Consider the following 25,731-nt stretch of genomic DNA (forward strand, 5'->3'; position numbering starts at 1 on the left):
CCAGAGCTGACAACGGAGGAACCGCAATGTCACAAGATCCTTTCCAGGACCGCGAAGCTGAAAAGTACGCCAACCCTATCCCCAGTCGTGAATTCATTCTCGATCACTTATCCAAACGCGAAAAACCCGCTAACCGCGAAGAACTGGCGGTAGAACTCAATATCGAAGGTGAAGAACAGCTCGAAGGGCTGCGTCGCCGCCTGCGCGCCATGGAGCGCGACGGGCAACTGGTCTTCACCCGCCGTCAGTGCTACGCGCTGCCGGAACGTCTCGACCTGCTAAAAGGCAAGGTCATCGGTCACCGCGATGGCTTCGGCTTCTTGCGCGTTGAAGGCCGTAAAGACGACCTCTATCTCTCTTCTGAGCAGATGAAAATGTGCATGCACGGCGACATCGTGCTGGCGCAGCCGCTCGGCGCTGACCGTAAAGGCCGCCGCGAAGCGCGTATCGTGCGCGTGCTGGAGCCGCGTACCGGGCAGATCGTGGGCCGCTACTTCACCGACGCCGGTGTGGGCTTTGTGGTGCCGGATGACAGCCGTCTGAGCTTTGACATCCTCGTGCCGCCGGAAGAGATCATGGGCGCGCGTATGGGCTTCGTGGTGGTGGTTGAACTGACCCAGCGTCCGACCCGTCGCACCAAAGCCATCGGCAAAATTGTCGAAGTGCTGGGCGATAACATGGGCACCAGCATGGCTGTTGATATGGCGCTGCGTACCCATGAAATCCCTTACGTCTGGCCGAAAGCTGTCGAAGACGAGATCGCCACGCTTAGCGAGCAGGTGCCGGAAGCGGCGAAATCAGGTCGCGTTGATTTACGCAACCTGCCGCTGGTCACCATCGACGGCGAAGACGCCCGCGACTTCGACGATGCGGTCTACTGTGAGAAAAAACGCGGTGGCGGCTGGCGTCTGTGGGTAGCCATTGCCGACGTCAGCTATTACGTACGCCCTGGCACAGCGCTGGACGACGAAGCGCACAACCGTGGCACCTCGGTTTACTTCCCGTCGCAGGTAGTGCCGATGCTGCCGGAAGTGCTCTCCAACGGTCTGTGCTCGCTTAACCCGCAGGTTGACCGTCTCTGTATGGTGTGTGAGATGACTATCTCCACCAAAGGCCGCTTAACCGGCTACAAATTCTATGAAGCGGTGATGAGCTCCCATGCGCGCCTGACCTACACCAAAGTCTGGCACATGCTGGAAGGCGATCAGGAACTGCGTCAGCAGTATGCGCCGCTGGTGCCGCACATCGAAGAGTTGCACAACCTCTACAAAACGCTGAACCAGGCGCGTGAAGAGCGCGGTGGCATCTCCTTTGAGAGCGAAGAAGCGAAGTTTATCTTCAACGCTGAACGCCGTATTGAGCGTATCGAGCTGACCGAACGTAACGACGCCCACAAATTGATCGAAGAGTGCATGATCCTCGCCAACATCTCGGCAGCGCGTTTTGTCGAGAAAGCGAAAGAGCCGGCGCTGTTCCGTATTCACGACCGTCCGACCAACGAAGCGATCACCTCATTCCGCTCGGTACTGGCGGAGCTGGGCCTGGAATTGCCGGGCGGCAGCAAACCGGAGCCGGGCGATTACGCCGCGCTGCTGGAATCCATCGCCGATCGTCCCGATCATGAAATGCTGCAAACCATGCTGCTGCGCTCGATGAAACAGGCGATTTACGATCCAGAAAACCGTGGTCACTTTGGTCTGTCGCTGCAACAGTATGCGCACTTTACCTCGCCGATCCGTCGTTATCCCGACCTCTCGCTGCACCGCGCCATCAAATACCTGCTGGCGAAAGAGCAGGGCCATGAAGGCGACAGCACCGAAACCGGCGGCTGGCACTACAGCGTGGAAGAGATGCTGCAACTGGGCCAGCACTGCTCCATGGCGGAACGCCGTGCCGACGAAGCCACGCGCGAAGTCTCCGACTGGTTGAAATGCGACTTTATGCAGGATCAAGTCGGCAACACCTTCTCTGGCGTCATTGCCAGCGTTACCGGCTTTGGTTTCTTTGTGCGCCTGAGCGATCTGTTTATCGACGGCCTGGTGCACGTCTCGTCCCTCGACAACGACTACTACCGTTTCGATCAGGTCGGCCAGCGTCTGATTGGCGAATCTGGCGGGCAAACCTATCGCCTGGGCGACCGTGTGGAAGTGCGCGTGGAAGCGGTCAACATGGACGAGCGTAAAATCGACTTCACATTGATCTCCAGCGAACGTGCGCCGCGTAACGTCGGCAAAACCGAACGCGAAAAAGCCAAAAAAGGCGCGCCAGGACGCAATAGCAGCCGCCGTCGTCAGGTTGGTAAAAAAGTGAACTTCGAGCCGGACAACGCGTTCCGTGGTGAGAAAGGCAAACCAAAAGCCAAAAACCCGGACAGCGCGCAGCCGAAAGCGAAGAAAGAGAAAAAGCCGAAGGCAGCGCCATCGGCGAAAACGCAAAAAATCGCGGCGGCCACCAAAGCAAAACGCGCAGCAAAAAAGAAAGTCGCTGAATAAAACAATCCTCCCCCTTTCGCTATAAAGGGGGAGCCTCCCTCAGTTATAATGCACAGAAATGCGTACAACGCGGCGTAGCCCGCCCTACACGAGTATCTTATGAGTGAAATGATTTATGGCATCCACGCGGTGCAGGCACTGCTGGAACGCGCCCCTGAGCGCTTTCAGGAAGTCTTTATTCTGAAAGGACGCGAAGACAAGCGCCTGATGCCGCTGATCCATGCGCTGGAAGCGCAGGGCGTTCCGGTGCAGGTCACCTCCCGTCAGTTTCTGGACGAGAAAAGCGAAGGCGCGGTCCACCAGGGGATCATTGCGCGGGTGAAACCGGGTCGTCAGTATCAGGAAAACGATCTGCCGGATCTGATCGCAAGCCTCGATAAGCCATTTTTCCTGATCCTCGATGGCGTTACCGATCCGCACAACCTCGGCGCCTGTCTGCGCAGCGCCGATGCGGCTGGCGTCCATGCGGTCATCGTACCGAAAGACCGCTCTGCGCAGCTCAATGCGACGGCGAAAAAAGTTGCCTGTGGCGCTGCCGAAAACGTGCCGCTGATCCGCGTCACCAACCTGGCGCGCACCATGCGCGTGTTGCAGGAAGAGAATATCTGGATCGTCGGTACGGCGGGCGAAGCCGATCACACGCTGTTCCAGAGCAAAATGACTGGCGCGATGGCGCTGGTGATGGGCGCGGAAGGTGAAGGTATGCGCCGTCTGACCCGCGAGCACTGCGATGAACTGATCAGCATTCCGATGGCGGGCAGCGTCTCCTCGCTGAACGTCTCGGTGGCGACCGGTATCTGCCTGTTCGAAGCAGTACGCCAGCGCGGTTGATCCTTTACATAAAACCACCCGCGAGGGTGGTTTATTTATTTTTAGAGACTGCTATTATATCTCCGCATTAAAATATAACCCGCCTTTATATATTGTAATGGATCAACTAAGGATACAAATAAATGGTATGGACTCCCGCGTCACTAGCCGGAGTGTTATCAGACACGCCTGCGCTAAATATTGAAACCGTGAATGAAATTGAATCTCTCATAATTAAAATGAATGATTATGGCGATCTTCAATTAAATATTGTCTTCACATCTCATCAACTTATTATTGAAACTTATATTTGTCCGGTACGGGAAATTAACAACCAGGATGAATTTAATTTGTTCCTGCTGCGCAATCAGAAACTCCTTCCGCTTTCTTCCGTCGGTATTTCGCTGTTGCAGGGAGAAGAATATTACGTCGCGTTTGGCGCGCTTTCATTACACTCTTCCCTGGATGATATTTTATTAGAAATCAGCGCGCTGGCGGAAAATGCCATCGACCTGGCTGAAATAACGGATGAATTTACGCATTAATAACAGGAGTTTGTCATGGGAATTTTAAAGAACCTTTTTACCCTTGGACGTTCGTATGTGGCGCAGACGGAAGAAACCATCGAAGAAACGCAGGGTGTACGTTTACTGCAACAACATATTCGAAATGCTAAAGCTGAACTGAACAAAGCAGGCCAATCCCGCGTTGACCTGATGGCACGCGTCACGCTCAGTAAGAATAAGCTCATCGATTTACGTACCCGCAAAGCGAGCTATGAAACGCGCGCGTTACAGGCGATGGAAAAGAACGTTGATGCCGTGCTGTTAAACGAGGTGGCAGAAGAGATTGCCCGTCTGGAAAACGCCATCACCATTGAACAGCAGGTGCTCACTAACCTTGAAGCGTCCCGTGATGCGGTAGAGAAAGCCGTGGATATGACGGCTGCGCGTATTTCGCAGTTTGAGCAGCAGATGGAAGTGATCACCGCCACCGAGGCGATGCAACGTGCGCAGCAAGCGGTGACGGTTTCTACCGTGGGCGCATCCGGCAGCGTGGCGACGGCGGCAGATTCGCTCAAGCGTTTACAGACTCGTCAGGCGGAACGTCAGGCGCGACTGGATGCGGCGATGCAGCTGGAGAAAGTGGCCGATGGCCGCGATCTGGATGAAAAACTGGCGCAGGCGGGGATCGGCGGCAGCAATAAAACCTCAGCTCAGGATGTGCTGGCGCGCCTGCAACGTCAGCAAGGCGAGTAATGTTTATCTCGTGGGTGATTAAAACCTGCCAGCATCACCTGCGTCGCCTGACGTGGCCCGCGCTGAGTCTTCTCTTTGTTGGTCACTACATGCTTTGTTATCTGCTGTTCAGATTACTGGGCGAGGCGACGCTGGTCGGTCAGTTGAGCACCTTTATTTACTATTGCTCGGTGGTCGGCTCAACGCTGGGGTTTGGTGATTTAACCCCGCAGACGCCGGGTGGACGCTTGTTTACGGCGCTCTGGCAAATTCCCGTGGGTGTGGGATTGTTTGGCGCGGCGATGGGGAAAACCATCGCCCTGGTACAGGGTTTTTTGCATAAAGGGATGATGGGGATGGGCAGCTATCACTATTTACGCGATCACGTGGTGATTGTCGGCTGGCGCGGGCAGCAAACCGAAAAAATTATTTCTTTGCTGCTCTACGATGCGCGACAGACATTTTCGCGCGTCCTGTTGTGTGTGCAGGAGGAAATAGAACATCCGCTGCCAGGCAACGAGCAGGTCGATTTCATTAAAATTCGCAGTTTTAGCGATCCCGCAGAGCATCAGCGAATGGGGCTGGCACATTGCCAGAGCGTCATGATTTATCCGCCAACGGATGAGCAGACATTATCGGTGGCGCTCTCTGTGGTAAATGCGGTGCCCGCCAACAGTCACATCGTCGCCTGGCTGGAGAATGACGACTATGCCGCGTTGCTGGCGTCGCACTGTCCGGATATTGAGATTGTCCGCAGTTTGTCTGCCGAGCAGCTATCTCGTTCCCTCCAGGATCCCGGTTCATCGCAATCCGTTTCATCCATTATGAACCCGATGCTGGGGGATACCGGCTATGTGCTGCGTGTGCCGCAGGATATTAAGCCCGTCAGCTACGGCGAATTATTCTCGTATATGAAATATCACCACGATGCGACGGTGATGGGGATCAGCAGTTGTAAAAACGGTCGTGGGATGGAGCTGAATCCGGTCATCGCCACGCCTGTTAATGGCGGTTTGTGGCTGCATCTGATTGGTAATCAACGCATCCATGCGAAAGACGTTGCATGGCACGAGATAGGTAAAATCGTATGACAGGTTTTTTTAGTCGTTTGTTTGGCAACCAGGCCGCGCCAACCCTGACTCGCGGGCCGCTCGGTTTACATAAACAGGCAGGTTTCACGCTCGAGACGCTGATGTTTCGCCTGTGCGAAGACCAGTTACAGATAAGCATTCCCGGCGAGATGTATACCGTCAGCGCCTGTGGCACCTTTGATTTAGGGGCCGGGAGCGCCATTCATCGCTACTACACCTCCGGCGATGAGTTCCTGCAAATCAGTACCACCGGCGGTCAGGAAAGCGAAAATATCGACGATATTAAATTGTTTGTTTATCAGGACAGCAGCGGTATTTCGGGTGCGAAAGCCTGGCAAGACACCTTGAGCAGTCTGGGCGACAGACAAATTCGCTGGCAGAACGCCACCTGGCAGCGCGTATTCAATGCCGAGGAAGCAGGGCGGATTGCGCCGATCCACGCGATAGAAAACGTGGTGAATACCGAGGGTGAGTGCTGGGACGTACACAATTTTATGATGGCTTATCAGCGCCAGGTCAGCGAAGAGCTGTTCGAATATTTGTTATTAACCGGTGAGGAAACCTTTAATGACGACGACGAACCAGAGTGGTTATTTTCGCGTGCGCTGGGCGTTGATATTCCGTTAACCTCAATAAAGGTTGTTGGCTAATTAAGGAAGGTAAAATGCATATTCTGGATCCCATACTGGCGTTTTGTTCGTATTTTTTTATTGGCATTGCGATGGTGCTCTGTTTTCTGTTTATTTACACGAAAATAACCCCGCATAATGAATGGCAGTTGATTAAAAATAATAATCTTGCTGGCTCAATGGCGTTTAGCGGTACGCTGCTGGGATACATTGTGCCCCTGTCCAGCGCCGCTATTAATGCGGTCAGTATTCCTGATTATCTCATCTGGGGACTTATTGCATTAGTTGTGCAATTAATGGTGTATGGCGGTGTACGTTTATATATGCATAACCTGAGTGAGAAAATTATCAATAAAAATCTTGCTGCTGGCCTGTTTATGGGAACGGCTGCGCTGGCGGGCGGTATTTTCAACGCCGCCTGCATGACATGGTAATGGATAATTATGGCCAGAAAGAGAAGATCAAACCAAACAGTTAACCCTGCGAAGCAGACCGAATTTAAGCAATACGGAAATGCCACCGCGGGCAAACGTAAAAGCGGTCGTTATCTGACGTTGGCGCTGATGGGCGGGGCCGCGTTCTTTGCGTTAAAAGGTTGTGCCGATAACGACCAGGACGACAATAACGGTGATGGCGTCTTTTATTCCACGGTAGATAGCTGCATTGACGATGGTAACAGCGCGCAAATTTGTGCGGACGCATGGAATAACGCCAAAACGAAATTTGAAAGCGAATATCCAAAATCAATGTCGCAAAGCTTTTGTACAGAGCAATACGGCAACTGCTTTTACGATCGCTACGGTGAAAGCTGGATACCGATGATGACCGGCTTTCTGTTAAGCCAGCAGATCCGGAAAGATCGCGACGACGACTACCACTATGTATATGGCGGCAACAATTACGCTTCCCGCGCCGTCTGGCGCACATCACAGGGAGATTATGCCTGGCGCTCCGGCGGCGGCAGTGCTGCGACGACCAAGCACGCCATTACCACCAGAAAAGCCACTACTGTCTCGCGTGGCGGATACGGTCGTTCATCCAGCGCCCGCGGCAGCTGGGGAGGCTAGGCATGTTACGTCATGAAGTGCCTGTACGCCCCGCGCTTGAGAGGATCGCCCGCGAGCACGGTTTTGATTTTCATATCATTGACGATGAGATCTATTGGGACGAGAGCCGTGCGTACCGCTTCACGCTGCGGCAGATCGAGGATCAAATTGAGAAGCCGACCGCGGAGCTGCATCAAATGTGTCTGGAGGTGGTCGATCGCGTGATCAAAGATGACGGCCTGCTCGACCAACTGGCGATCCCGGCGCTGTACTGGGATGCCATCGCCGAAAGCTGGCGCGATAACGATCCTTCGCTCTACGGGCGCATGGATTTCGTCTGGTGCGGGAAGGATCCGGTGAAATTGCTGGAATACAATGCTGACACGCCAACCTCCCTGTATGAATCTGCCTATTTTCAGTGGCTGTGGCTGGAAGATGCTCGCCGTAGCGGGCTGATCCCTCGTGACGCCGATCAGTACAATAATATTCAGGACAAGCTGATCGCCCGCTTCGCAGAAATACGCGATGTGAACCCGCTCTATTTCTGTTGCTGTAAAGATACTGAAGAAGATCGCGGTACGGTGCTCTATCTGGAAGACTGCGCCCGCCAGGCGGGGCTGGATACGCGCTTTATCTATATTGACGATTTAGGTCTCGGTGTGGGCGGCGTACTGACCGATCTGGACGATAACGTCATCCGCCAGGCGTTTAAACTCTATCCGCTGGAGTGGATGATGCGCGATGAAAACGGTCCGTTGCTGCGTAAGCGTAGCGAGCAGTGGATCGAGCCGCTGTGGAAAAGCGTACTCAGCAATAAGGGGCTGTTGCCGCTACTGTGGCGCTTCTTCCCCGGCCATCCCAACCTGCTGCCGGCATGGTTTGACGGCGAAACGCCGGTGGTGTCGCCCGGCATGGGTTATGTACGCAAGCCGTTGTTTTCTCGCGAAGGTGGTAACGTCACTATCTTTGATGGTCAGCATAATATGCTGGTACATGAGGAAGGGGATTACGCCAATGAGCCAATGATTTACCAGGCCTTCTCGCCGCTGCCACGCTTTGGTGACAGCTATACGTTAATCGGCAGTTGGGTGGTGGACGATGAGGCGGTAGGCATGGGTATCCGCGAAGATATCTCGTTGATCACCAAAGATACTTCACGCTTTGTTCCACATTACATTGCCGGGTAGTTGCAGGCTGTTGTACAGGCAATAAAAAGGGCCATCAACGTGATGGCCCTTTTTTTATGACAGCAACGCGCGTTACGGTCTTCTGAACAGCGCGATACTGCGGCCTTCCAGCTCGAACGCTTTCTCTTTGGTAATGATCAGCCCGCGTTTGGCGGTATCGGATGTGGTCAGTTCCAGCATCCACCCCTCATCCGTCGACTGCGGGATCAGGAAGGGCACGTTGCCTTCGAACGGGTTGAACAGCACCAGCACCTCGTGCCACAGACCTTCTTCGTCCTGCAAATCGTGGCGGGTCAGTGAGACGCCCAGCGTCGAGCCTTCATCCCACTGCTCCGGCTGCTGATAACCGCCGCCGGCGTTGAACCACTTGATCTCCGTGCCGTCGCGCCAGCTTTCACGGCGCAGCAGCGGCTGCTTCGCACGCATCTTGATCAGCTTGCGGGTGAACTCGCGCAGTGCTTCACTGCTTTCCGGCAAATTATCCCAGTGAACCCAGGAAATTTCGCTGTCCTGGCAGTAGCCGTTGTTGTTGCCCATTTGACTGCGGCCAAACTCATCGCCTGCCAGCAGCATCGGGGAGCCGTGGGACAGGAACAGCGTGGTGAGGAAGTTACGCTTCTGGCGCTCACGCACGTTGTTGATGCCTTCGTCGTCCGTCGGGCCTTCTGCGCCGTAGTTGTAGGAGCGGTTATCGTTATGACCGTCGTTGTTGTCTTCGCCGTTCTCGTCGTTGTGCTTCTCGTTATAGGACACCAGATCGTTGAGCGTGAAGCCGTCATGAGCGGTGATAAAGTTAACGCTCGACCACGGACGGCGGCCACGCAGATCGTAAATATCGCCGGAGCCTAACAGACGCGCGGCAAAGTCGGTAGAGACGTTGACGCCTTTCCAGTACTCACGCACCGTATCGCGGTATTTGTCGTTCCATTCCGCCCAGCCTGGCGGGAAACCGCCCACCTGATAGCCACCCGGTCCGATGTCCCACGGCTCACCGATCAGCTTCAGTTTCGACAGCACCGGATCCTGCATGATGGCGTCAAAGAAGCCGCCGCGCTGGTCAAAACCTTCCGGCTCACGACCAAGAATAGTGCCTAAGTCGAAACGAAAACCGTCGATATGCATCGATTCTGCCCAGTAACGCAGAGAATCCATGATCATCTGCAACACGCGCGGGTGCGAGGTGTTTACCGTATTACCGGTGCCGGTATCGTTGATGTAATAACGATGCTGATCCGGCATGGTGCGGTAATAGGAGAAGTTATCGATGCCCTTAAAGGAGAGCGTCGGGCCGAGTTCATTGCCCTCTGCCGTATGGTTGTACACCACATCGAGGATCACCTCGATGCCCGCATCGTGGTAAGCACGCACCATGTCGCGGAAACCCTGAATGCCGTTCGGCCCGAAATAGCGCGAGGCCGGCGCGAAGAAGCCGAGGGTGTTATAGCCCCAGAAGTTCTTCAGCCCCTTATCCAGCAGATGCTGATCGTCCGGGAACCAGTGCACCGGCAGCAGTTCCACGGAGGTCACGCCGAGGCTCTTGATGTACTCCACCGTCGCCGGATGGCCCATGCCTTCGTAGGTGCCGCGCAGTGCTTCCGGAATAGCGGAATTGAGCTGCGTAAAGCCCTTCACATGGGTTTCATAGAGCACCGTTTGCGACCACGGAATGTTCGGGCGGTTCTCATCATGCCAGTCAAATTCATTAGGATCGATGACCCGGCATTTCGGCGTAAAGGGCGCACTGTCCTGCGTATCAAACGTCAGATCTTTGTCTTCATGCAGCAGCTCGTAGGCAAAATGCGCGTCGTTCCATTCGATGTCGCCTGCCAGCTCACGGGCATAAGGGTCGAGCAGCAGCTTGTTAGGGTTAAAGCGGTGGCCGTTTTCCGGATCGTACGGGCCATAGACGCGATAGCCGTAGAGCGCGCCCGGTTGCAGGCCCGGCACGTAACCATGCCAGATTTCATGCGTATACTCCGGCAGATCCAGACGGGCGATCTCGGTTTTACCGTCCTGATCGAACAGACAAAGTTCAACACGTTCTGCATGTGCAGAGAAAAGCGCAAAGTTGACACCCTCACCATCAAAATTGGCGCCAAGCCGTTCGCTGGTTCCCGCCAGAACTTTAAAACTATTATTATCAGACATTTATTCCCTCTTAACTCATTGGCTTACGTATATGACAGACGAACAGCAATCAACATTTTCAAGGTGGATCTGGTCAGTCAGCACGACTTCCTCGCCGGTGAGAAGATCCCGGTAACGACGGTTTGCCAGCGTCGCAGGCAGCGTCACCGCTGTCTGTGGCCAGCGCTGTGGCGTGGTCAGTGCATCGCTCGCCTGCTGCATCGGTAGCACCAGGCGCGGTGCGATAACGATCAGCGCATCACTGCCCTGTTGACGGGCAAAAGCGATGAGGTGATCGGCGTTGTCACCCGTGGCGGCCAGCGGCACATAGTCACCGCGGCGGAACAGATCGGGTTTACGCTGGCGATAGTGCAGCACATGGGTGATCACCTGCTGCTTGAGCGCACCGCTCATCCAGTCTGCCTCTGAGGTCGGCACCGGTTCGTCATCGCTGAACAGGTGCTGTTCAAGGGCGGCGAAATCCGGCTCGCGACGGTTATCGGGATCGACAAGGCTGAAGTTGAGCGTTTCGCTGCCCTGATAAATATCCGGCACGCCGGGGGCGGTGAGTTTGATCACCGTCTGGGTCAGGCTGTTGACCAGCCCTGCGCGGACAAAGGGTTGCAGCGTCTGGTAAAAGTCTTCAAGGAACGCCTGGTTATCCGGGGAGAGCAGGTGACGGGCATAGTCGAGCACGACCGTCTCATACACGTCATTGCTGTCGGCCCAGTCAGTGCGCAGCTTCGCTTCACGCAGCGCCTTTTCCACGAACGGGATAAAACGTTCTTCCAGCGCCTGTAAACCGGCGGTGTCCTGGGGCGTCAGCGTTACCGGCCAGACGCCCGCCAGCGCCTGATACAGCATCCAGGCCAGCTCTGGCTTTGGCGTCGGACCATCAAACAGCACAGTAACTTTGCTGTCGTTCATCTGGTGCCAGCGCACGACATGCGCCGCCCAGTCATCCGGCGCTTCGGTGAGGGAGTACAGTCGCGCACGCGCGTCTTCGCCGCGTTTAGTGTCATGGGTCGAGGTGCCCGACAGCGCATCCGGCTGCCGATCGAGGCGGGTTTTCATCTCGGCGTGGAAACGATCAAGAGAGAAGACGCGCGGCAGCGGTTCAGCGCCCACTTCGTTCAGGGCCAGATCCATGTGCTGACGGAAGAACAGCGTGTCTTCCACCGACTTCGCCATCAGCGGGCCGGTAAGCTGCTGGAAACGGGCGCGGAAGGTGGCGGCCGCCGGTTCGTCGCTGGCAAGGATCGCCGCCACGAAATCGAGCGCCGCCGTATCCGGGGCGTAATCGCTGTTTTTTACCCGCGCGACCACTTTTTGCAGCAGTTGCTGGCTGGCCTGCGGCAGTCCACTGGCGGTGCCATAGGTGCGGTAAACCGGGAAGGCGACCAGCAGCTCACGCAGGGCGGCGCGCACCAGGGTTTCGTCCAGCGTGCGGTGCTGCGTGGCGGCAATGTCCATCGCCAGCCGCAGCAGGGTGGTGAACTCGCCTTCAAAATTACGATCCACCATCAGCAGCTTGGCGGCGCGCAGTTCGGCTTTCATATCCACCGGTTTGCCGACCGCCTCATCGTAGGCCTGGCGCAGCGCATCCAGCTTATCGTCATCCACCAGCACGTCAGAGAGGGCGGCAATAAACTCGTAACCCGTCGTGCCGGAGATCGGCCAGTCTTCGGGAATATGTTCGCCCTTGCCGAGGATTTTTTCGACGGTGATGTAGCACTCAGGCCCGGCAGTTTCACGCAGACGCGCCAGATAGGCCTGCGGATCCGCAAGGCCATCCACATGATCCACCCGCAGGCCGTCCACCGCGCCGGAATGCACCAGTTCGAGGATCAGCCGGTGGGTATCATCAAATACGGTGTCGTCTTCCACGCGCACGCCAGCCAGCCCGGTGATCTCAAAGAAGCGGCGATAGGAGAGATCGCGCGGCGCATCGCGCCAGGACATTAAGCGCCACGGCTGCTGCTCGTGCAGCGCCGCGATGTCCGCCTTGTCGGTCAGCGCCAGCACCTCTGCCTCACGCCCCTGCCAGCTGGCGGGGGTCAGCGGATAAAAGTTGTCGAAATAGGCCAGCGCCGGGCGTCCGGTTTGCGGATCGGGCTGGACGCTGATCTCATCGTTCGCCAGCACCGCCTCAAAGGTATCGCCGAGGAACGGCAGGGTCAGACGGCGTGACCAGTCGATGTCGAAGTGCCGCGCGTAGCGGCTGTCTTCGCCATGCTCGATCACATCACGCCACCAGGGATTTTCCAGCGAGGCGGCCATGTGATTCGGCACAATATCGATGATCAGACCCAGACCGGCGGCTTTCAGCGCCTGCGCCATGCGGTCAAAGCCTTTACGCCCGCCGAGGGTCGGATCGATTTCATTGGCGTCGGTGACGTCGTAGCCGTGGGTCGAGCCGCTGGTGGCGGTAAACACCGGGGATGCATAAAGATGGCTGATGCCGAGTCGTTTCAGGTACGGCACCAGCGCGGCGGCACGATCAAAAGTCATGCCGTTGCGGAACTGAATTCGGTAAGTCGCGGTTGGGATACTCACGATACATCTCCCGGAGCAAGACGGACAATAATGGAATTCGGCGGCAGATCGGCGGCCGGGGAGCGCCAGACATAGATAGTCTCGCCGGGTTGATCCGGCAGCGGCTGGTGTCGATCGCTGATATTCAGCGCCATGGAAAGCGTGCCCTGCGGGAAGCGCCAGGTGACGGCGAGATACCCTTCATCCGTCTCCACCACCTTGCCGCTGTTGCCACCCGCCGTTAACAGCAGCGGAACGATGTACTGCCGACGCACGTCGAGCAGCGCCTGGGTAAAGGCCTGCCACTCCTGACCTTCCGGCGTATCCAGCTTCTGCCAGTCGAGTTTTGAGCGGGCAAAGGTTTCTTCGGCATTCGGATCCGGGACGCTTTCCCCTTCATGACCCGCATGACCTTCAAACTCTCTGGCGCGGCCTTCGCGGACGGCTTTCGCCAGATCGCCATGGAAATCAGTGAAGAACAGGAACGGATGGGTTTCGCCGTACTCTTCACCCATAAACAGCAGCGGGATATGCGGCGATAGCAGCAGCATTGCCAGCAGCACGCGGGTGCGCTCGGCCCCCGCCAGCGAAATCAGACGATCGCCCTGGGCGCGGTTGCCGGTCTGGTCATGGTTCTGGATGAAATCCACAAACGCAGTGGGCGGCTGGTCGGTGCTTTTCACGCCGCGCGGCTCGCCGGAGTGCGCGGAGATCTCCCCCTGATAGGCAAAACCTTCCGCCAGCGTACGGGCCACCAGTTTTTCCGGCTCGCGGGCAAAATCCTGGTAATACGCATGCGTTTCGCCAGTGGCAAAAACGTGTACGGCGTTGTGAAAATCATCGTTCCACTCGCCGGTAAACAGCGGCACCGAACCGTCTTTTTCGCGCGGATGCAGGAAGGTGACGTTACGGCTATCTTCGGTGGTCAGGTGTACGGGCCGATCGGTGATGCGCTCGCGAATGCGTTCGGCGATCTCGATCAGCAGATGCGTGTCTGAGGTGTCTTCAATCTGATCGATGGCGTCAAAACGCAGGCCGTCGAGGTTGTACTCTTCCAGCCAGTAGAGCGGCGCTTCCAGCATATAGCGGCGTGCGGCGTCCACGTCATAGGCGATGCCTGCGCCCCAGGGCGTATGGCGCTCTTTGTGGAAGAATGCCGGGGAAAGCAGCGGCAGATAGTTACCTTCCGGCCCAAAATGGTTGAGCACAATATCCAGCACCACAGACAGCCCGTGACCGTGCGCGGCGTCGATAAACGCCTTGAAATCATCCGGGGAGCCATAGGCCGCATGCGGAGCGTACAGCAGCACGCCGTCATAGCCCCAGCCACGATTGCCGCCGAACTGCGACACGGGCAGCACTTCGATCATGGTGATGCCGGTCTGCGCGAGGTACGGCAGTTTATCGATGGCGGCGCGGAATGTGCCCTCGGGTGTAAAGGTGCCGATGTGCATCTCGTACACCACGGTTTCTTCCCACGCGCGACCCTGCCAGTCGGTGTTCTGCCAGGCATAGTGGGCGGGATCGACGACCAGCGACGGGCCGTTCACATCGGCTTTCTGCGCGCGCGAGGCGGGATCCGGAACGGCCATGCCGTCGGGCAGGACATACTGGTACTCCGCACCCGGCGCAACGCCAGGCACGGTCAGTTCAAACCAGCCGTCGCCGACCGCATTCATTTCTTTGTCTTCCCCGGAAAGCCGGAGCATTACCCTGGAGTGACCGGAAGCCCACAGACGAAAACGCACGGCATTGGCCTCTGTGTATTCGGCCCCCCAACTTTTCGTAAAGGTCCTGGACGTCATACAATTACCCCGTATAGCTCATCAGTGAGCACTGAATCGATGTGCAATGGTCACGTTCCCCACCGCAGTTGCAAAACAATCATAGTTCAGATACGGCAACTGAAAGGGCTTCCGATAAAGAAGAACGCGGCACAACATCGGGCAGCAGAGCGGCGTCTGCGGGCGCGACTCACGCTTTTGTGACAATGCTCTGCACCAAAATCCTTACCGCTATCCATACTTACCTGTAATGCCAATGAAGGAGGGACTCAGAATGCGCTGGCAAACCCATACAGTTTTTAATCAACCGTTGCCGCTCAATAACAGCAATCTTTTTCTTTCAGACGCCTCGCTGCGTGATGCCGTGGTGCGGGAAGGGGCGGGCTGGGACGCCGAACTGCTGGCGAGTATTGGTCAGCAGCTTGGCACGGCGGAATCCCTTGAACTGGGACGCCTGGCCAATGTTAATCCGCCTGAACTGTTGCGTTATGACGGCACCGGAGAACGGCTGGATGATGTGCGTTGCCACCCGGCCTGGCACCTGCTGATGCAGGGACTGTGCGCCAACCGGGTACATAATCTGGCGTGGGAAGACGACGCGCGGGCGGGATCTTTTGTCGCGCGTGCGGCGCGCTTTGTGCTGCATGCGCAGGTCGAAGCGGGCACGCTCTGCCCGGTGACCATGACCTTTGCCGCCACGCCGCTGCTGCAACAAACCCTGCCCGCACCGTTTCGCGACTGGCTAAAACCGCTGTTAAGCGATCGCTACGATCCGCATGTCTTGCCCGGCGCCCAAAAACGCGGCCTGCTGATCGGCATGGGGATGACGGAAAAGCAGGGCGGCTCGGACGTGCTCAGCAATACCACGCGGGCGGAAAAAAGCGGCGATGTTTACCGACTGGTGGGCCACAAATGGTTTTTCTCGGTGCCGCAAAGCGACGCGCATCTGGTGCTGGCGCAGGCGAGCGGTGGTCTGTCCTGCTTCTTCGTGCCGCGTTTTCTGCCGGACGGCACGCGCAACGGCGTGCGCCTTGAGCGGCTGAAAGACAAGCTCGGCAACCGATCGAACGCCAGCAGCGAAGTGGAATTTCAGGACGCCTGCGGCTGGCTGCTCGGCGAGGAAGGTGACGGCGTGCGGCAGATCCTGAAAATGGGCGGTCTGACGCGCGTCGATTGCGCGCTGGGTAGCCACGGCCTGATGCGCCGCGCGTTTTCCGTCGCGCTTTATCATGCGCATCAGCGCCAGGCCTTCGGCAAAAATCTGGTCGATCAGCCGTTGATGCGTGACGTGCTCAGCCGCATGGCGTTGCAGCTGGAAGGGCAAACGGCCTTTTTGTTCCAGCTGGCGGGGGCGCTGGATAATCGTACCGATCCCCTGGCGGCACTGTGGGCGCGACTGTTTACGCCGGTGGCGAAATTCGCCGTCTGCAAGGCGGGCATTCCCTTTGTGGCGGAAGCGATGGAGGTGCTCGGCGGCATTGGCTATTGCGAGGAGAGCGAACTGCCGCGTCTGTACCGTGAAATGCCGGTCAACAGCATCTGGGAAGGTTCCGGCAATATCATGTGTCTGGACGTGCTGCGCGTGCTGGCAAAACAGCATGGCGTGATGGATCTACTGGCACAGGCGTTCGGCGAGGTCAAAGGCCAGGATCGCCATTTTGACCGCGCCTGGCGGCAGTTACAGCAGCAACTGCGTAAACCGCAGGAAGCCCAGGCCCGGGAGATCGCCCGGCAACTTTACCGGCTGGCGGCGGGCGCACAGCTGCTGCGCCATGCGTCACCGCCGCTGGCGCAGGCCTGGTGTCAGATGATGCTGGATACCCGTGGCGGCTCACTGATCGACGAGCAGGTGCAAAACCACCTGCTGTCACGCGCCACGGGCGGGGTGGGTTAAAGGCGGAACAGGCTGACCAGCTGGCTCAGATGGCTGCCTTTTTCACGCAGCGTGCGGGCAATGTTTTCACTGCGTGACGCGCGATCGGCGTTGATGTGCGTGGCTTCGCCAATGTGCGTCATCGCCAGATTCACCTGGCCGATACCGGCAGACTGCTCGCGGGAGGCGTGGTTGATCTCGGTCACCAGCTGATTGATATTGCCCATGTGGTCGATAATCGCCGACATCGCCTTCTGCGTCTGTTCTGACAGGGCGTGACCTTCAGCGACTTTCGCCAGCGTGTCGGCGATCAGCTCTTCGATCTCCTTCACCGCCTGCGCACTGCGCGCCGCCAGTGCGCGAACTTCCTGCGCGACTACGGCGAACCCTTTACCGTGCTCACCCGCCCGCGCCGCTTCCACGGCGGCGTTTAGCGCCAGAATGTTGGTCTGAAAGGCAATAGATTCAATCACCTGAGTAATGGCGGCGATACGCTGGGAGGCGTCACGAATATCGTTCATGGTCGCAACCGCACGGCTGACCGTCTGGCCGCCTTGCTGGACCGCGCCGGAGGTTTCATGCACCAGACGCTGGGTCTGATCCATGTTTTCCGCGGTTTGCTGCACGGTGGCGGCAAGCTGTTCCATGCTGGCGGAGGTTTCTTCCACGCTGCTGGCTTGCTTGTTGATCTGCTCGGTGATCTCGCCGCTGTCGGCGGCCAGGGTGCTGGTGCCCTGATTAATCTCACCCGCCGCTTCGCGCACCTGCTGCACCATAGTTTGCAGACCGTGGCCGATGCCGTTGATGGCTTCGATCAACTGACCCACTTCATCTTTGCTTTTCACGTCCAGCGTGGCGCGTAAATCCCCGGAAGCATAGCGCTGTGCCATCTGAATCACATCGCGCAGCGGGCGGGTCAGCCAGCGGCGGATGATCACCACAAAGAGCGCGGCAAACAGCAGCGAGATCACCACACCGGCAATGAGGAACTGGTTACGCATGGTATTCACATCGCGCAACAGCACGGCTTTATCCACTTCCCCGACAACCGTCCAGTTCCAGCCGGGCAGGGCGGTCCAGGAGATCATTTGCGTATTGCCGTCGGCATCGGTGCGCGCCAGCGTACCGGATTCGCTGCCGAGCAGCGCTTTCTGCGTGGCGTCATCCCACTGTGGACGCTTTCCTTCTTCGCGCGGATGGAACAGGTAATTACCGTAATTTTTACCGGCGTTGCGATCCAGCACGTAGAAATGCCCGCTTTCGCCGAGGCGGCGTTGCAGGATCTTATCGCGCATGATGGCCCACGAACGGCTGATGTCCACGCCGACGAACAGAATGGCAATGATATTGCCGCTGGCATCTTTTACCGGCTGATACTGGGTGATATAGCGTTTGCCGAACAGCAGCGCCAGGCCACGATAGGCCTCGCCGCGCATGACGGGAGCCAGCGCCGGGCTGGTTTGATCCAGTTTTGTGCCGATGGCGCGATCGCCGTTTTCTTTACGCAGCGAGGTCGCCACGCGCACAAAATCATCACCGCTGCGCACGAACAGGGTCGCAATGGCACCTGTACGGTTGAGGAAATCGTCCGGTACGGCATTATTCTCATGCAGTTCACTGTCACCGCCTTTCAACAGCGGCACCGTGATCCCCTGAATGGTGCGGGTTTGCGTAATATCCACGCTGACCGGCTGCGGAACAAAGCTACTGAATAACCGCGTATAGCTTTCTACTTCCTCGGTGAGGCTGGTGTTAAACATCTCAACCATATCCACCACACCGGTGGACTGACTGTGAAGATCTTCGACGGCGAGGGTTTCGAGCTGCTGGCTGGCGTTACGACTCATCAGGAAGGTGAACAACAGGAAAAGCACCGCAACGCTCACGCCTGTCAGTAAAGAAAGCCTGGTGCCCAGACCGGCATGGCGAAAAGAAGCGTTCATAAAATATCCATTGATCGAAAGGTGTGCTCGTTCAACGGCATTTACGCGCTAAAATTTAGCGGATCTATGTAACAAAAAGTAACAAGAAATTATTGACTTAGTAACAGTAAGGTAATTTAAAAGCAACATAAAGGAGAGCCACCATAAAAGGTGGCTTCGGAGAGCTACGCATACAGAATGGCCTGAACGCGCCAGTTATCGGCCCGCAAATCCTCCTGCATCGCAATAATGCGATACCAGGATGCGCCTTGCTCATCCGCCTTAAAGGCGATGACCCGTTCCACATCCTGTGCACTGCCATAAACATTATTCACCGAGATCAGGCCGATTTCATTCAGCCCGGTGACGCAATCGGCGCTGGCAAACTCGGCAGACTGCGCCGTTGTGCTTACTAAGCCAACGGAGAGCAGCAATGTGGTTAAAGCAAGCGATCGTTTCATTTGTCAGCTCCATTTAACGTGACCCTGAGTCATGGCAGGGCAATCCATCGCGTATAAATCCTCTCCTTTGCCGAAGCATCGAATTCATTGTGCACAGGAATACGTCTAAAGGTGCAAAGCAGTGTAAATCAACCTTAAAAAGCAACGGACCGTTACTGACGATACAGAATGGCCTGCGAATACCACTGGCCAGTGAATACCGTATCGTCATTAAGAATAATGACGTAATAATCAGCGTGAGCAGCAGCGGCTTTGGCCTTTATTTCCTCCTCCGCATCCATGGGAGAGCCTTTAACCATCACGCTGATGGTGCCCAGACGCTGCAAACCTTCCGTCTGATTACGGCTGATCTCCTGTGGCTGACTTTTCGCCGGGGGCGGGGGCTGTGGCGTGCCCTGCAATACGCTACAGCCGCTCAGTAATAATGCCAGCACAACAGGGGCGAACCGACTCATCGTTATTTCCCGTTTCCTGATTGCCATAGTGTAGTTCCTCGTGAATTCCCCTTTGGGGGAATGTTCCCGAATTGTTATCTACAACGTGATTTTCGACTGAAAATCACCCAAAAGCGTAATGGACATCTCAACATTATGGCAAAGCATCGCCGCTCCTGGCTTGCGTAATGCGGCCCTGCATGGCATATCTGCAAAATAACCCAGGAGAAGATGATGATTGAACTTGAAACGCGGCACCTTGCCGGGATTGAAATCCTTCATGCCACCCCCGCCGGGCAGCGTGAACAACCGCTGCCGACAGTGGTGTTTTACCACGGGTTTAGCTCATCGAAACTGGTGTACAGCTACTTTGCCGTTGCGCTGGCGCAGGCGGGAATGAGAGTGGTGATGCCGGACGCTCGCGATCACGGCGCGCGATTCAACGGCGACGCCATCGCGCGGCTCGGGCAGTTCTGGCAGATCCTGCACAGCAATCTGCTGGAGTTTGCTGCGCTGCAAAAGGCGCTTTATGACGAAGGACTGATCAAGGATGCCCGGCTGGCGGTAGGCGGTGCGTCGATGGGCGGCATGACCGCGCTGGGCATCATGACGCAGCACCCGGAGGTGAAATGCGTCGCCAGCCTGATGGGCTCCGGTTACTTCACTACGCTTGCCCGCACGCTGTTTCCGCCTGACGATCTGCAACAGGCGATAGCCCCGCTTGCCGACCGGGACGTCTCCCGACATTTACCGCGTCTGGCAGACCGGCCACTGCTGCTGTGGCACGGCGAGGAGGACGACGTCGTTCCGGCAGAGGAGAGCTGGCGGTTACAGCAGGCGCTGACGCAGGCCGGGCTGGATCAGCAGCTAACCTGCGTATGGGAAGCGGGGGTGAAGCATCGCATTACGCCCGTCGCGCTGGCGGCCACCGTCGATTTCTTCCGCGCGCACCTTTAAACGCACATCACCTTCACACCCTGACTTTCGAGCTGCTTGATGATGTCAGGGTTGGCCGCTTTGCCGGTGATCACCATGTCGATCTGATCGGCGCGACTGAACAGCATCCCGGCGCGCTCGCCGACTTTGCTGCTGTCCACCAGAACCACCAGTTTTCCGACGACATTCAGCATTTTCTGCTCTGCCATGGCGGTCAGCATATCGGTTTTGTACAGACCATCGGCGGCTAAGCCTTTTCCGCTGGTAAACATCCAGTGCCCGGCGTAGAGGCTGTTTTCGCTGCCCTGCGGGCTGAGGGTGATGGCCTGGCTTTTATTGTACTGTCCACCCATGATCACCACGCTCTCGTGCTCCTGATCGATCAGGTAATTCGCCAGCGGCAGATAGTTGGTGATGATCTGCACCGGCTTACCGCACATTTCGCGGCCCAGTAAAAAGGCGGTCGATCCACAGTTGATGACGACGCTCTCCCCAGGCTTTACCAGCTGCGAGGCGGCCCTGGCGATACGCACTTTTTCATCCAGATTGTGCGCCTGATGAATGTTCATCGGCGACCAGCGCGGTCGCTGCTGGCTGATCGCCTCTGCGCCGTTACGGACCTTTTTCAGTTTGCCGCTCTCGTCGAGCTTATTGATGTCCCGCCGGGCGGTGGCGGGGGAGACATCCAGCCGCGCCATCACCTGCTCGACGGTGATAAAGCCCGTTTGTGCCAACAGTTCCAGCAGAATTTGATGTCGTTGCGCTTCCGTCATGAGCTATTCCGATAAATAATGATTTTTTTAGATGATATTTGAAATAGCCTGCAATTACTAAGCGTGAGTAAAAAAATGCCCGTCCGGCAGCACAGGCCGCCGGACGTGAAGCCTGTGGCGATCACAGGAAGGATTTAAAGGGTAAATCAGGCTCGGTGGTAAAGCAGTCGTCAAAGCCGCGCGGGTAGTGGTATTCAAACTTGTCTTTATCCAGCGGCCAGGTGAATTTGCCGCCCACCTGCCAGATGAAAGGTTTGAAACCGTACTGCAGACGATCTTTTTTCATCTCCCACAGCACGCGCAGCTCCTGCGGATCCGCCTGGAAATTTGACCAAATATCATGATGGAACGGGATCACCACTTTCGCGTTCAGTGATTCCGCCATACGTAACATGTCAACGCTGGTCATTTTGTCGGTGATACCGCGCGGATTTTCGCCGTACGAGCCGAGGGCCACGTCGATCTGATGATCATTGCCGTGCTTCGCATAATAATTCGAGTAGTGTGAATCCCCGCTGTGGTAGAGCGAGCCGCCCGGCGTTTTAAACAGATAATTCACCGCGCGCTCGTCCATGCCGTCCGGCAGGATCCCGGCGGCTTTCTGATCCGCAGGCAGGGTGATCAGCGCCGTGCGATCAAACGCGTCAAGCGCATGGATCTCAGTGTCTTTTATCTTCACCACATCGCCCGGTTTGACGACGATGCAGCGCTCGCGCGGCACCCCCCAGCCCGTCCATAAATCGACGCAGGTCTGCGGGCCAATAAAGGGCACCGTCTCCGGGCAGTTTTGCATCACCGCCGCCGCCACGTTCACGTCGATATGATCGTTGTGATCGTGGGTGGCGAGCACCGCGTCGATCTGCCGAATGGCAAAGGGATCGAGCACAAAAGGCGTGGTGCGCAGATTCGGCTGAAGCTTTTTGACGCCTGCCATACGCTGCATCTGATGGCCGGTTTTCATCAGTGGATTGCCGTGGCTTTGTTTGCCGGTGCCGCACCAGAAATCGACGCAGAGGTTGGCGCCCCCTTCTGATTTCAGCCAGATGCCGGTACAGCCGAGCCACCACATGGCAAAGGTGCCTGGTGCGACCTGCTCCTGCTCAATTTCTTCATTCAGCCAGCTTCCCCACTCCGGAAAGGTGCTGAGGATCCATGATTCACGGCTGATGCTCTCCACTTTACTCATTCTGTACTCCTCGCTTTTCATGTCAAATGTAATCAAATAGTGATTGTTATTGATTCATGTTGTCACGCTTTTTTCAGCAATGCAACGAGATGATTTGCAGTATTTATGCGAGGAACGTTCTGATTTTGTGATTTTAACGCGCTGAAAACACGGGGTGTATTTTTATATCTCTCTGTAAATAGTATTAATTTTAGTTGTGAGTGAATGGGCTTTGTCGTGGTGTGGAAATAATTTGCGCAGCGCATCACAAATAATCAAATTCAATCTTTTGGTGATTATTTGTGATTGGTAGAGTGTGGGCACACCCGGTACCGATGCCCGGTGCCCCCTTACCCTCCGGAGAGAGTTATGGAGATCCTCTACAGCGTCTTTACCGTTTTCTTTAACCAGGTCATGACCAATGCCCCGTTGCTGCTGGGTATCGTCACCTGCCTGGGCTATATCCTGCTGCGCAAAAGCGTCAGTGTGATCGTCAAAGGCACCATCAAAACCATTATCGGCTTCATGCTGTTACAGGCAGGGTCGGGCATTCTGACCAGCACCTTTAAACCGGTCGTGGCGAAAATGTCGGAGGTTTACGGCATTAATGGCGCTATCTCGGACACCTATGCGTCGATGATGGCCACCATTGAACGCATGGGCGAGGCCTACAGCTGGGTGGGGTATGCGGTGTTGCTGGCGCTGGCGCTCAACATTGTCTATGTGCTGTTCCGCCGCGTGACCGGTATCCGCACCATCATGCTGACCGGCCACATTATGTTTCAGCAGGCCGGGCTTATTGCCGTGTTCTTTTTTATCCTCGGCTACCCGATGTGGACCACTATCGTCTGCACGGCAGTGCTGGTATCGCTGTACTGGGGGATCACCTCCAACATGATGTACAAGCCCACGCAGGAGGTGACCGACAATTGCGGTTTTTCCATTGGCCATCAGCAGCAGTTTGCCTCCTGGCTGGCTTATAAGCTCGCCCCGTTCCTCGGCAAAAAAGAGGAGAGCGTGGAGGATCTGAAACTGCCCGGCTGGCTGAATATTTTCCACGACAATATCGTCTCTACCGCCATCGTCATGACTCTGTTTTTCGGCGCGATCCTCATCTCCTTTGGGCTTGATGTGGTCCAGGCGATGGCCGGTAAAACCCACTGGACGATCTACATCCTGCAAACCGGTTTCCAGTTCGCGGTGGCGATTTTCATCATCGTGCAGGGCGTGCGGATGTTCGTCGCTGAACTCTCGGAAGCGTTCAACGGCATCTCCCAGCGGCTGATCCCCGGCGCCGTGCTGGCTATCGACTGCGCAGCCATCTACAGCTTCGCGCCTAACGCGGTGGTGTGGGGCTTTATGTGGGGTACCGTCGGTCAGCTGATTGCCGTGGGTATTTTGCTGGCCTGCGGCTCCTCCATTCTGATCATTCCCGGTTTTATCCCGATGTTCTTCTCTAACGCCACCATCGGCGTCTTTGCCAACCATTTCGGCGGCTGGCGGGCGGCGCTCAAAATTTGCCTGGTGATGGGCATGATCGAAATCTTTGGCTGCGTGTGGGCAGTAAAACTCACCGGCATGAGCGCGTGGATGGGTATGGCGGACTGGTCGATTCTGGCGCCGCCGATGATGCAGGGTTTCACCCTCGGCCTGTGGTTTATGGGCGTCATCATCCTGATCGCGCTGGTATACATGTTCTTCGCAGGACGCGCGCTGCGTGCGGAAGAAGATGCAGAACACCCTCTGGCAGAACCTTCTGCTTAATAAAAGGAGTTACGTAATGACTGTACGAATTCTGGCGGTATGCGGTAACGGGCAGGGCAGTTCCATGATCATGAAAATGAAAGTGGATCAGTTCCTGACGCAACAGGGCGTGGATCACAGTGTGAACAGCTGCGCCGTGGGCGAATACAAAAGCGAGCTGAACGGTGCCGATGTGATTATTGCGTCCACCCACATTGCCGGTGAAATCACCGTCAGCGGCAATAAATACGTGGTCGGCGTGCGCAACATGCTGTCGCCGGCTGATTTTGGACCAAAGCTGATGGAAGTGATTGCCGCGCATTTTCCTCAGGATATGAAGTAAGGGTGCTCAATGAAATTACGTGATTCGCTGGTGGAAAATAACTCGATTCGCTTGCAGGTCGAGGCCAGCACCTGGCAGGAGGCGGTGAAAATCGGCGTCGATCTGCTGGTCGACGCTGATGTGGTAGAGCCGCGCTATTACCAGGCGATCCTCGACGGCGTGGCGCAGTATGGCCCTTATTTTGTTATCGCTCCCGGCCTGGCCATGCCCCATGGCCGCCCGGATGAGGGCGTCAAACGCACCGGATTCTCCCTGATAACGCTGAAAACCCCGCTGTCGTTTAACCACGAGGATAACGATCTGGTGGATATTCTCATCACCATGGCGGCGGTAGACGCTAACACCCATCAGGAAGTGGGCATCATGCAGATCGTCAACCTGTTTGACGACGAAGCCAATTTTGATCGCTTACGCGCCTGCCGCACTGCGCAGGACGTGCTGGATCTTATCGATTACGCCAATGCGGCGGCTGTTTAAGAGGGACTTACCATGGCATTACCAATGTTGCAGGTGGCGCTGGATAACCAGACGCTTTCCCACGCGTATGAGACCACCCGTCTGATTGCTGAAGAGGTGGATATTATTGAAGTCGGCACCATCCTGTGCGTGGGCGAAGGCGTGCGCGCGGTTCGCGATCTGAAAGCACTCTATCCGCATAAAATCGTGCTGGCGGACGCCAAAATTGCCGACGCCGGGAAAATCCTCTCGCGCATGTGTTTCGAGGCAAACGCCGACTGGGTGACGGTGATCTGCTGTGCGGATCTGAACACCGCCAAAGGCGCGCTGGAAGTGGCCCAGGAGTTCAACGGCGATGTGCAGATTGAACTGACGGGTTACTGGACCTGGGAGCAGGCGCAGGGCTGGCGTGATGCCGGGATCGGGCAGGTTGTTTATCATCGCAGCCGTGATGCGCAGGCGGCAGGTGTGGCGTGGGGCGAGTCGGACATTACCGCCATCAGGCGTCTGGCGGATATGGGCTTTAAGGTGACGGTTACTGGCGGGCTGGCGCTGGAAGATCTGCCGCTGTTTCAGGGCATTCCCATCCATGTGTTTATCGCCGGGCGCAGTATCCGTGACGCTGCCTCGCCGGTGGAAGCTGCCCGGCAGTTCAAGCGTACCATCGCGCAGCTGTGGGGCTAAGG

General features: G+C 56.6%; 23 protein-coding genes. 15 read left to right on the plus strand and 8 right to left on the minus strand.

The window, feature by feature from the left end; all coding sequences use genetic code 11:
- Positions 1-26 precede the first annotated feature (26 nt).
- From rnr to KW828_RS14775, 9 genes are all read left to right on the plus strand, one after another.
- Positions 27-2,492 carry a ribonuclease R gene (gene rnr / locus KW828_RS14735; RefSeq protein WP_218337029.1) on the plus strand — a complete coding sequence of 822 codons (2,466 nt, stop codon included), beginning with the start codon at positions 27-29 and terminating at the stop codon, positions 2,490-2,492.
- Between the two features lie 99 nt (positions 2,493-2,591).
- Complete coding sequence (gene rlmB / locus KW828_RS14740) at positions 2,592-3,323, plus strand: 23S rRNA (guanosine(2251)-2'-O)-methyltransferase RlmB (RefSeq protein ID WP_218337030.1); 732 nt, start codon at positions 2,592-2,594, stop codon at positions 3,321-3,323.
- A 122-nt stretch (positions 3,324-3,445) separates the two neighbouring features.
- A complete protein-coding gene (locus KW828_RS14745) occupies positions 3,446-3,847 on the plus strand; it encodes a YjfI family protein (protein ID WP_218337031.1) in 402 nt (133 codons plus the stop codon).
- 15 nt (positions 3,848-3,862) lie between these two features.
- Positions 3,863-4,561, plus strand: a complete 699-nt coding sequence (locus tag KW828_RS14750; RefSeq protein ID WP_218337032.1) for a PspA/IM30 family protein — start codon at positions 3,863-3,865, stop codon at positions 4,559-4,561.
- Positions 4,561-5,631 carry a potassium channel family protein gene (locus KW828_RS14755; RefSeq protein WP_218337033.1) on the plus strand — a complete coding sequence of 357 codons (1,071 nt, stop codon included), beginning with the start codon at positions 4,561-4,563 and terminating at the stop codon, positions 5,629-5,631. Before KW828_RS14750 ends, KW828_RS14755 begins: the two co-directional genes overlap by 1 nt.
- A complete protein-coding gene (locus KW828_RS14760; protein WP_218337034.1) occupies positions 5,628-6,281 on the plus strand; it encodes a DUF2491 family protein in 654 nt (217 codons plus the stop codon). The genes KW828_RS14755 and KW828_RS14760 overlap by 4 nt, the downstream gene beginning before the upstream one ends.
- Positions 6,282-6,295: 14 nt before the next feature.
- A complete protein-coding gene (locus KW828_RS14765) occupies positions 6,296-6,694 on the plus strand; it encodes a DUF350 domain-containing protein (protein ID WP_218337035.1) in 399 nt (132 codons plus the stop codon).
- A 9-nt stretch (positions 6,695-6,703) separates the two neighbouring features.
- The gene (locus KW828_RS14770) at positions 6,704-7,327 is read left to right on the plus strand and encodes a DUF1190 domain-containing protein (protein WP_218337036.1); all 624 of its coding nucleotides are present in this window, start codon (positions 6,704-6,706) and stop codon (positions 7,325-7,327) included.
- Between the two features lie 2 nt (positions 7,328-7,329).
- Entirely contained in the window at positions 7,330-8,493 is a 1,164-nt protein-coding gene (locus KW828_RS14775) for a glutathionylspermidine synthase family protein (RefSeq protein WP_218337037.1), read from the plus strand.
- A gap of 72 nt (positions 8,494-8,565) precedes the next feature.
- Here the strand turns inward: KW828_RS14775 and glgX are convergent, their stop codons facing one another.
- From glgX to treZ, 3 genes are read right to left on the minus strand one after another with little or no spacing between them, the layout of a single operon-like run.
- Positions 8,566-10,641: a glycogen debranching protein GlgX gene (gene glgX, locus KW828_RS14780; RefSeq protein WP_218337038.1), complete on the minus strand. Its 2,076-nt coding sequence runs from the start codon at positions 10,639-10,641 to the stop codon at positions 8,566-8,568.
- Positions 10,642-10,656: 15 nt separating this feature from the next.
- A complete protein-coding gene (treY, locus tag KW828_RS14785) occupies positions 10,657-13,131 on the minus strand; it encodes a malto-oligosyltrehalose synthase (RefSeq protein WP_371316130.1) in 2,475 nt (824 codons plus the stop codon).
- Positions 13,132-13,172: 41 nt separating this feature from the next.
- Positions 13,173-14,960: a malto-oligosyltrehalose trehalohydrolase gene (gene treZ / locus KW828_RS14790; RefSeq protein ID WP_218337040.1), complete on the minus strand. Its 1,788-nt coding sequence runs from the start codon at positions 14,958-14,960 to the stop codon at positions 13,173-13,175.
- Between the two features lie 253 nt (positions 14,961-15,213).
- Between treZ and KW828_RS14795 the strand changes: the two genes are divergently transcribed.
- The gene (locus tag KW828_RS14795; RefSeq protein WP_218337041.1) at positions 15,214-16,833 is read left to right on the plus strand and encodes an isovaleryl-CoA dehydrogenase; all 1,620 of its coding nucleotides are present in this window, start codon (positions 15,214-15,216) and stop codon (positions 16,831-16,833) included.
- On the opposite strand, the gene KW828_RS14800 is transcribed toward KW828_RS14795, so the two are convergent.
- The 3 genes from KW828_RS14800 to bsmA form a co-directional block, all read right to left on the minus strand.
- Positions 16,830-18,755 carry a methyl-accepting chemotaxis protein gene (locus KW828_RS14800; protein ID WP_218337042.1) on the minus strand — a complete coding sequence of 642 codons (1,926 nt, stop codon included), beginning with the start codon at positions 18,753-18,755 and terminating at the stop codon, positions 16,830-16,832. The genes KW828_RS14795 and KW828_RS14800 overlap by 4 nt on opposite strands.
- 164 nt (positions 18,756-18,919) lie before the next feature.
- Entirely contained in the window at positions 18,920-19,195 is a 276-nt protein-coding gene (gene yjfN / locus KW828_RS14805) for a DUF1471 family protease activator YjfN (protein ID WP_088220559.1), read from the minus strand.
- Between the two features lie 152 nt (positions 19,196-19,347).
- Positions 19,348-19,677 carry a biofilm peroxide resistance protein BsmA gene (bsmA, locus tag KW828_RS14810; protein WP_218337043.1) on the minus strand — a complete coding sequence of 110 codons (330 nt, stop codon included), beginning with the start codon at positions 19,675-19,677 and terminating at the stop codon, positions 19,348-19,350.
- Between the two features lie 186 nt (positions 19,678-19,863).
- On the opposite strand from bsmA, the gene yjfP reads away from it, so the two are divergent.
- Complete coding sequence (yjfP, locus tag KW828_RS14815; RefSeq protein ID WP_218337084.1) at positions 19,864-20,586, plus strand: esterase; 723 nt, start codon at positions 19,864-19,866, stop codon at positions 20,584-20,586.
- Here yjfP and ulaR read toward each other — a convergent pair.
- Together ulaR and ulaG are read right to left on the minus strand one after the other, a co-directional pair.
- On the minus strand, positions 20,583-21,338 hold the full coding sequence (gene ulaR / locus KW828_RS14820) for an HTH-type transcriptional regulator UlaR (protein ID WP_218337044.1): 756 nt from the start codon (positions 21,336-21,338) through the stop codon (positions 20,583-20,585). The genes yjfP and ulaR overlap by 4 nt on opposite strands.
- A gap of 121 nt (positions 21,339-21,459) precedes the next feature.
- Positions 21,460-22,524, minus strand: coding sequence for an L-ascorbate 6-phosphate lactonase (gene ulaG, locus KW828_RS14825; RefSeq protein ID WP_218337045.1), 1,065 nt, complete (start codon positions 22,522-22,524; stop codon positions 21,460-21,462).
- Between the two features lie 348 nt (positions 22,525-22,872).
- Here ulaG and ulaA point away from each other — a divergent pair, with 348 nt between their 5' ends.
- The 4 genes from ulaA to KW828_RS14845 are packed head-to-tail and all read left to right on the plus strand — an operon-like array spanning position 22,873 to position 25,729.
- On the plus strand, positions 22,873-24,267 hold the full coding sequence (ulaA, locus tag KW828_RS14830) for a PTS ascorbate transporter subunit IIC (RefSeq protein ID WP_218337046.1): 1,395 nt from the start codon (positions 22,873-22,875) through the stop codon (positions 24,265-24,267).
- A gap of 16 nt (positions 24,268-24,283) precedes the next feature.
- The gene (gene ulaB, locus KW828_RS14835) at positions 24,284-24,589 is read left to right on the plus strand and encodes a PTS ascorbate transporter subunit IIB (protein ID WP_218337047.1); all 306 of its coding nucleotides are present in this window, start codon (positions 24,284-24,286) and stop codon (positions 24,587-24,589) included.
- 9 nt (positions 24,590-24,598) lie between these two features.
- Positions 24,599-25,066 carry a PTS ascorbate transporter subunit IIA gene (gene ulaC / locus KW828_RS14840; protein WP_218337048.1) on the plus strand — a complete coding sequence of 156 codons (468 nt, stop codon included), beginning with the start codon at positions 24,599-24,601 and terminating at the stop codon, positions 25,064-25,066.
- A 12-nt stretch (positions 25,067-25,078) separates the two neighbouring features.
- A complete protein-coding gene (locus KW828_RS14845; protein ID WP_218337049.1) occupies positions 25,079-25,729 on the plus strand; it encodes a 3-keto-L-gulonate-6-phosphate decarboxylase UlaD in 651 nt (216 codons plus the stop codon).
- Positions 25,730-25,731: the final 2 nt, after the last annotated feature.

It is taken from the genome of Enterobacter sp. ENT03 (assembly GCF_019218745.1).
In the GTDB taxonomy this organism is placed as follows: Bacteria; Pseudomonadota; Gammaproteobacteria; order Enterobacterales; family Enterobacteriaceae; genus Enterobacter_D.

What these genes read in the sequence shown, in the direction of transcription:
- rnr (WP_218337029.1), top strand. Translation starts at nt 27, where the DNA reads ATGTCACAAGATCCTTTCCAGGACCGCGAAGCTGAAAAGTACGCCAAC.
- rlmB (WP_218337030.1), top strand. Translation starts at nt 2,592, where the DNA reads ATGAGTGAAATGATTTATGGCATCCACGCGGTGCAGGCACTGCTGGAA.
- KW828_RS14745 (WP_218337031.1), top strand. Translation starts at nt 3,446, where the DNA reads ATGGTATGGACTCCCGCGTCACTAGCCGGAGTGTTATCAGACACGCCT.
- KW828_RS14750 (WP_218337032.1), top strand. Translation starts at nt 3,863, where the DNA reads ATGGGAATTTTAAAGAACCTTTTTACCCTTGGACGTTCGTATGTGGCG.
- KW828_RS14755 (WP_218337033.1), top strand. Translation starts at nt 4,561, where the DNA reads ATGTTTATCTCGTGGGTGATTAAAACCTGCCAGCATCACCTGCGTCGC.
- KW828_RS14760 (WP_218337034.1), top strand. Translation starts at nt 5,628, where the DNA reads ATGACAGGTTTTTTTAGTCGTTTGTTTGGCAACCAGGCCGCGCCAACC.
- KW828_RS14765 (WP_218337035.1), top strand. Translation starts at nt 6,296, where the DNA reads ATGCATATTCTGGATCCCATACTGGCGTTTTGTTCGTATTTTTTTATT.
- KW828_RS14770 (WP_218337036.1), top strand. Translation starts at nt 6,704, where the DNA reads ATGGCCAGAAAGAGAAGATCAAACCAAACAGTTAACCCTGCGAAGCAG.
- KW828_RS14775 (WP_218337037.1), top strand. Translation starts at nt 7,330, where the DNA reads ATGTTACGTCATGAAGTGCCTGTACGCCCCGCGCTTGAGAGGATCGCC.
- glgX (WP_218337038.1), bottom strand. Translation starts at nt 10,641, where the DNA reads ATGTCTGATAATAATAGTTTTAAAGTTCTGGCGGGAACCAGCGAACGG.
- treY (WP_371316130.1), bottom strand. Translation starts at nt 13,131, where the DNA reads ATGACTTTTGATCGTGCCGCCGCGCTGGTGCCGTACCTGAAACGACTC.
- treZ (WP_218337040.1), bottom strand. Translation starts at nt 14,960, where the DNA reads ATGACGTCCAGGACCTTTACGAAAAGTTGGGGGGCCGAATACACAGAG.
- KW828_RS14795 (WP_218337041.1), top strand. Translation starts at nt 15,214, where the DNA reads ATGCGCTGGCAAACCCATACAGTTTTTAATCAACCGTTGCCGCTCAAT.
- KW828_RS14800 (WP_218337042.1), bottom strand. Translation starts at nt 18,755, where the DNA reads ATGAACGCTTCTTTTCGCCATGCCGGTCTGGGCACCAGGCTTTCTTTA.
- yjfN (WP_088220559.1), bottom strand. Translation starts at nt 19,195, where the DNA reads ATGAAACGATCGCTTGCTTTAACCACATTGCTGCTCTCCGTTGGCTTA.
- bsmA (WP_218337043.1), bottom strand. Translation starts at nt 19,677, where the DNA reads ATGGCAATCAGGAAACGGGAAATAACGATGAGTCGGTTCGCCCCTGTT.
- yjfP (WP_218337084.1), top strand. Translation starts at nt 19,864, where the DNA reads ATGATTGAACTTGAAACGCGGCACCTTGCCGGGATTGAAATCCTTCAT.
- ulaR (WP_218337044.1), bottom strand. Translation starts at nt 21,338, where the DNA reads ATGACGGAAGCGCAACGACATCAAATTCTGCTGGAACTGTTGGCACAA.
- ulaG (WP_218337045.1), bottom strand. Translation starts at nt 22,524, where the DNA reads ATGAGTAAAGTGGAGAGCATCAGCCGTGAATCATGGATCCTCAGCACC.
- ulaA (WP_218337046.1), top strand. Translation starts at nt 22,873, where the DNA reads ATGGAGATCCTCTACAGCGTCTTTACCGTTTTCTTTAACCAGGTCATG.
- ulaB (WP_218337047.1), top strand. Translation starts at nt 24,284, where the DNA reads ATGACTGTACGAATTCTGGCGGTATGCGGTAACGGGCAGGGCAGTTCC.
- ulaC (WP_218337048.1), top strand. Translation starts at nt 24,599, where the DNA reads ATGAAATTACGTGATTCGCTGGTGGAAAATAACTCGATTCGCTTGCAG.
- KW828_RS14845 (WP_218337049.1), top strand. Translation starts at nt 25,079, where the DNA reads ATGGCATTACCAATGTTGCAGGTGGCGCTGGATAACCAGACGCTTTCC.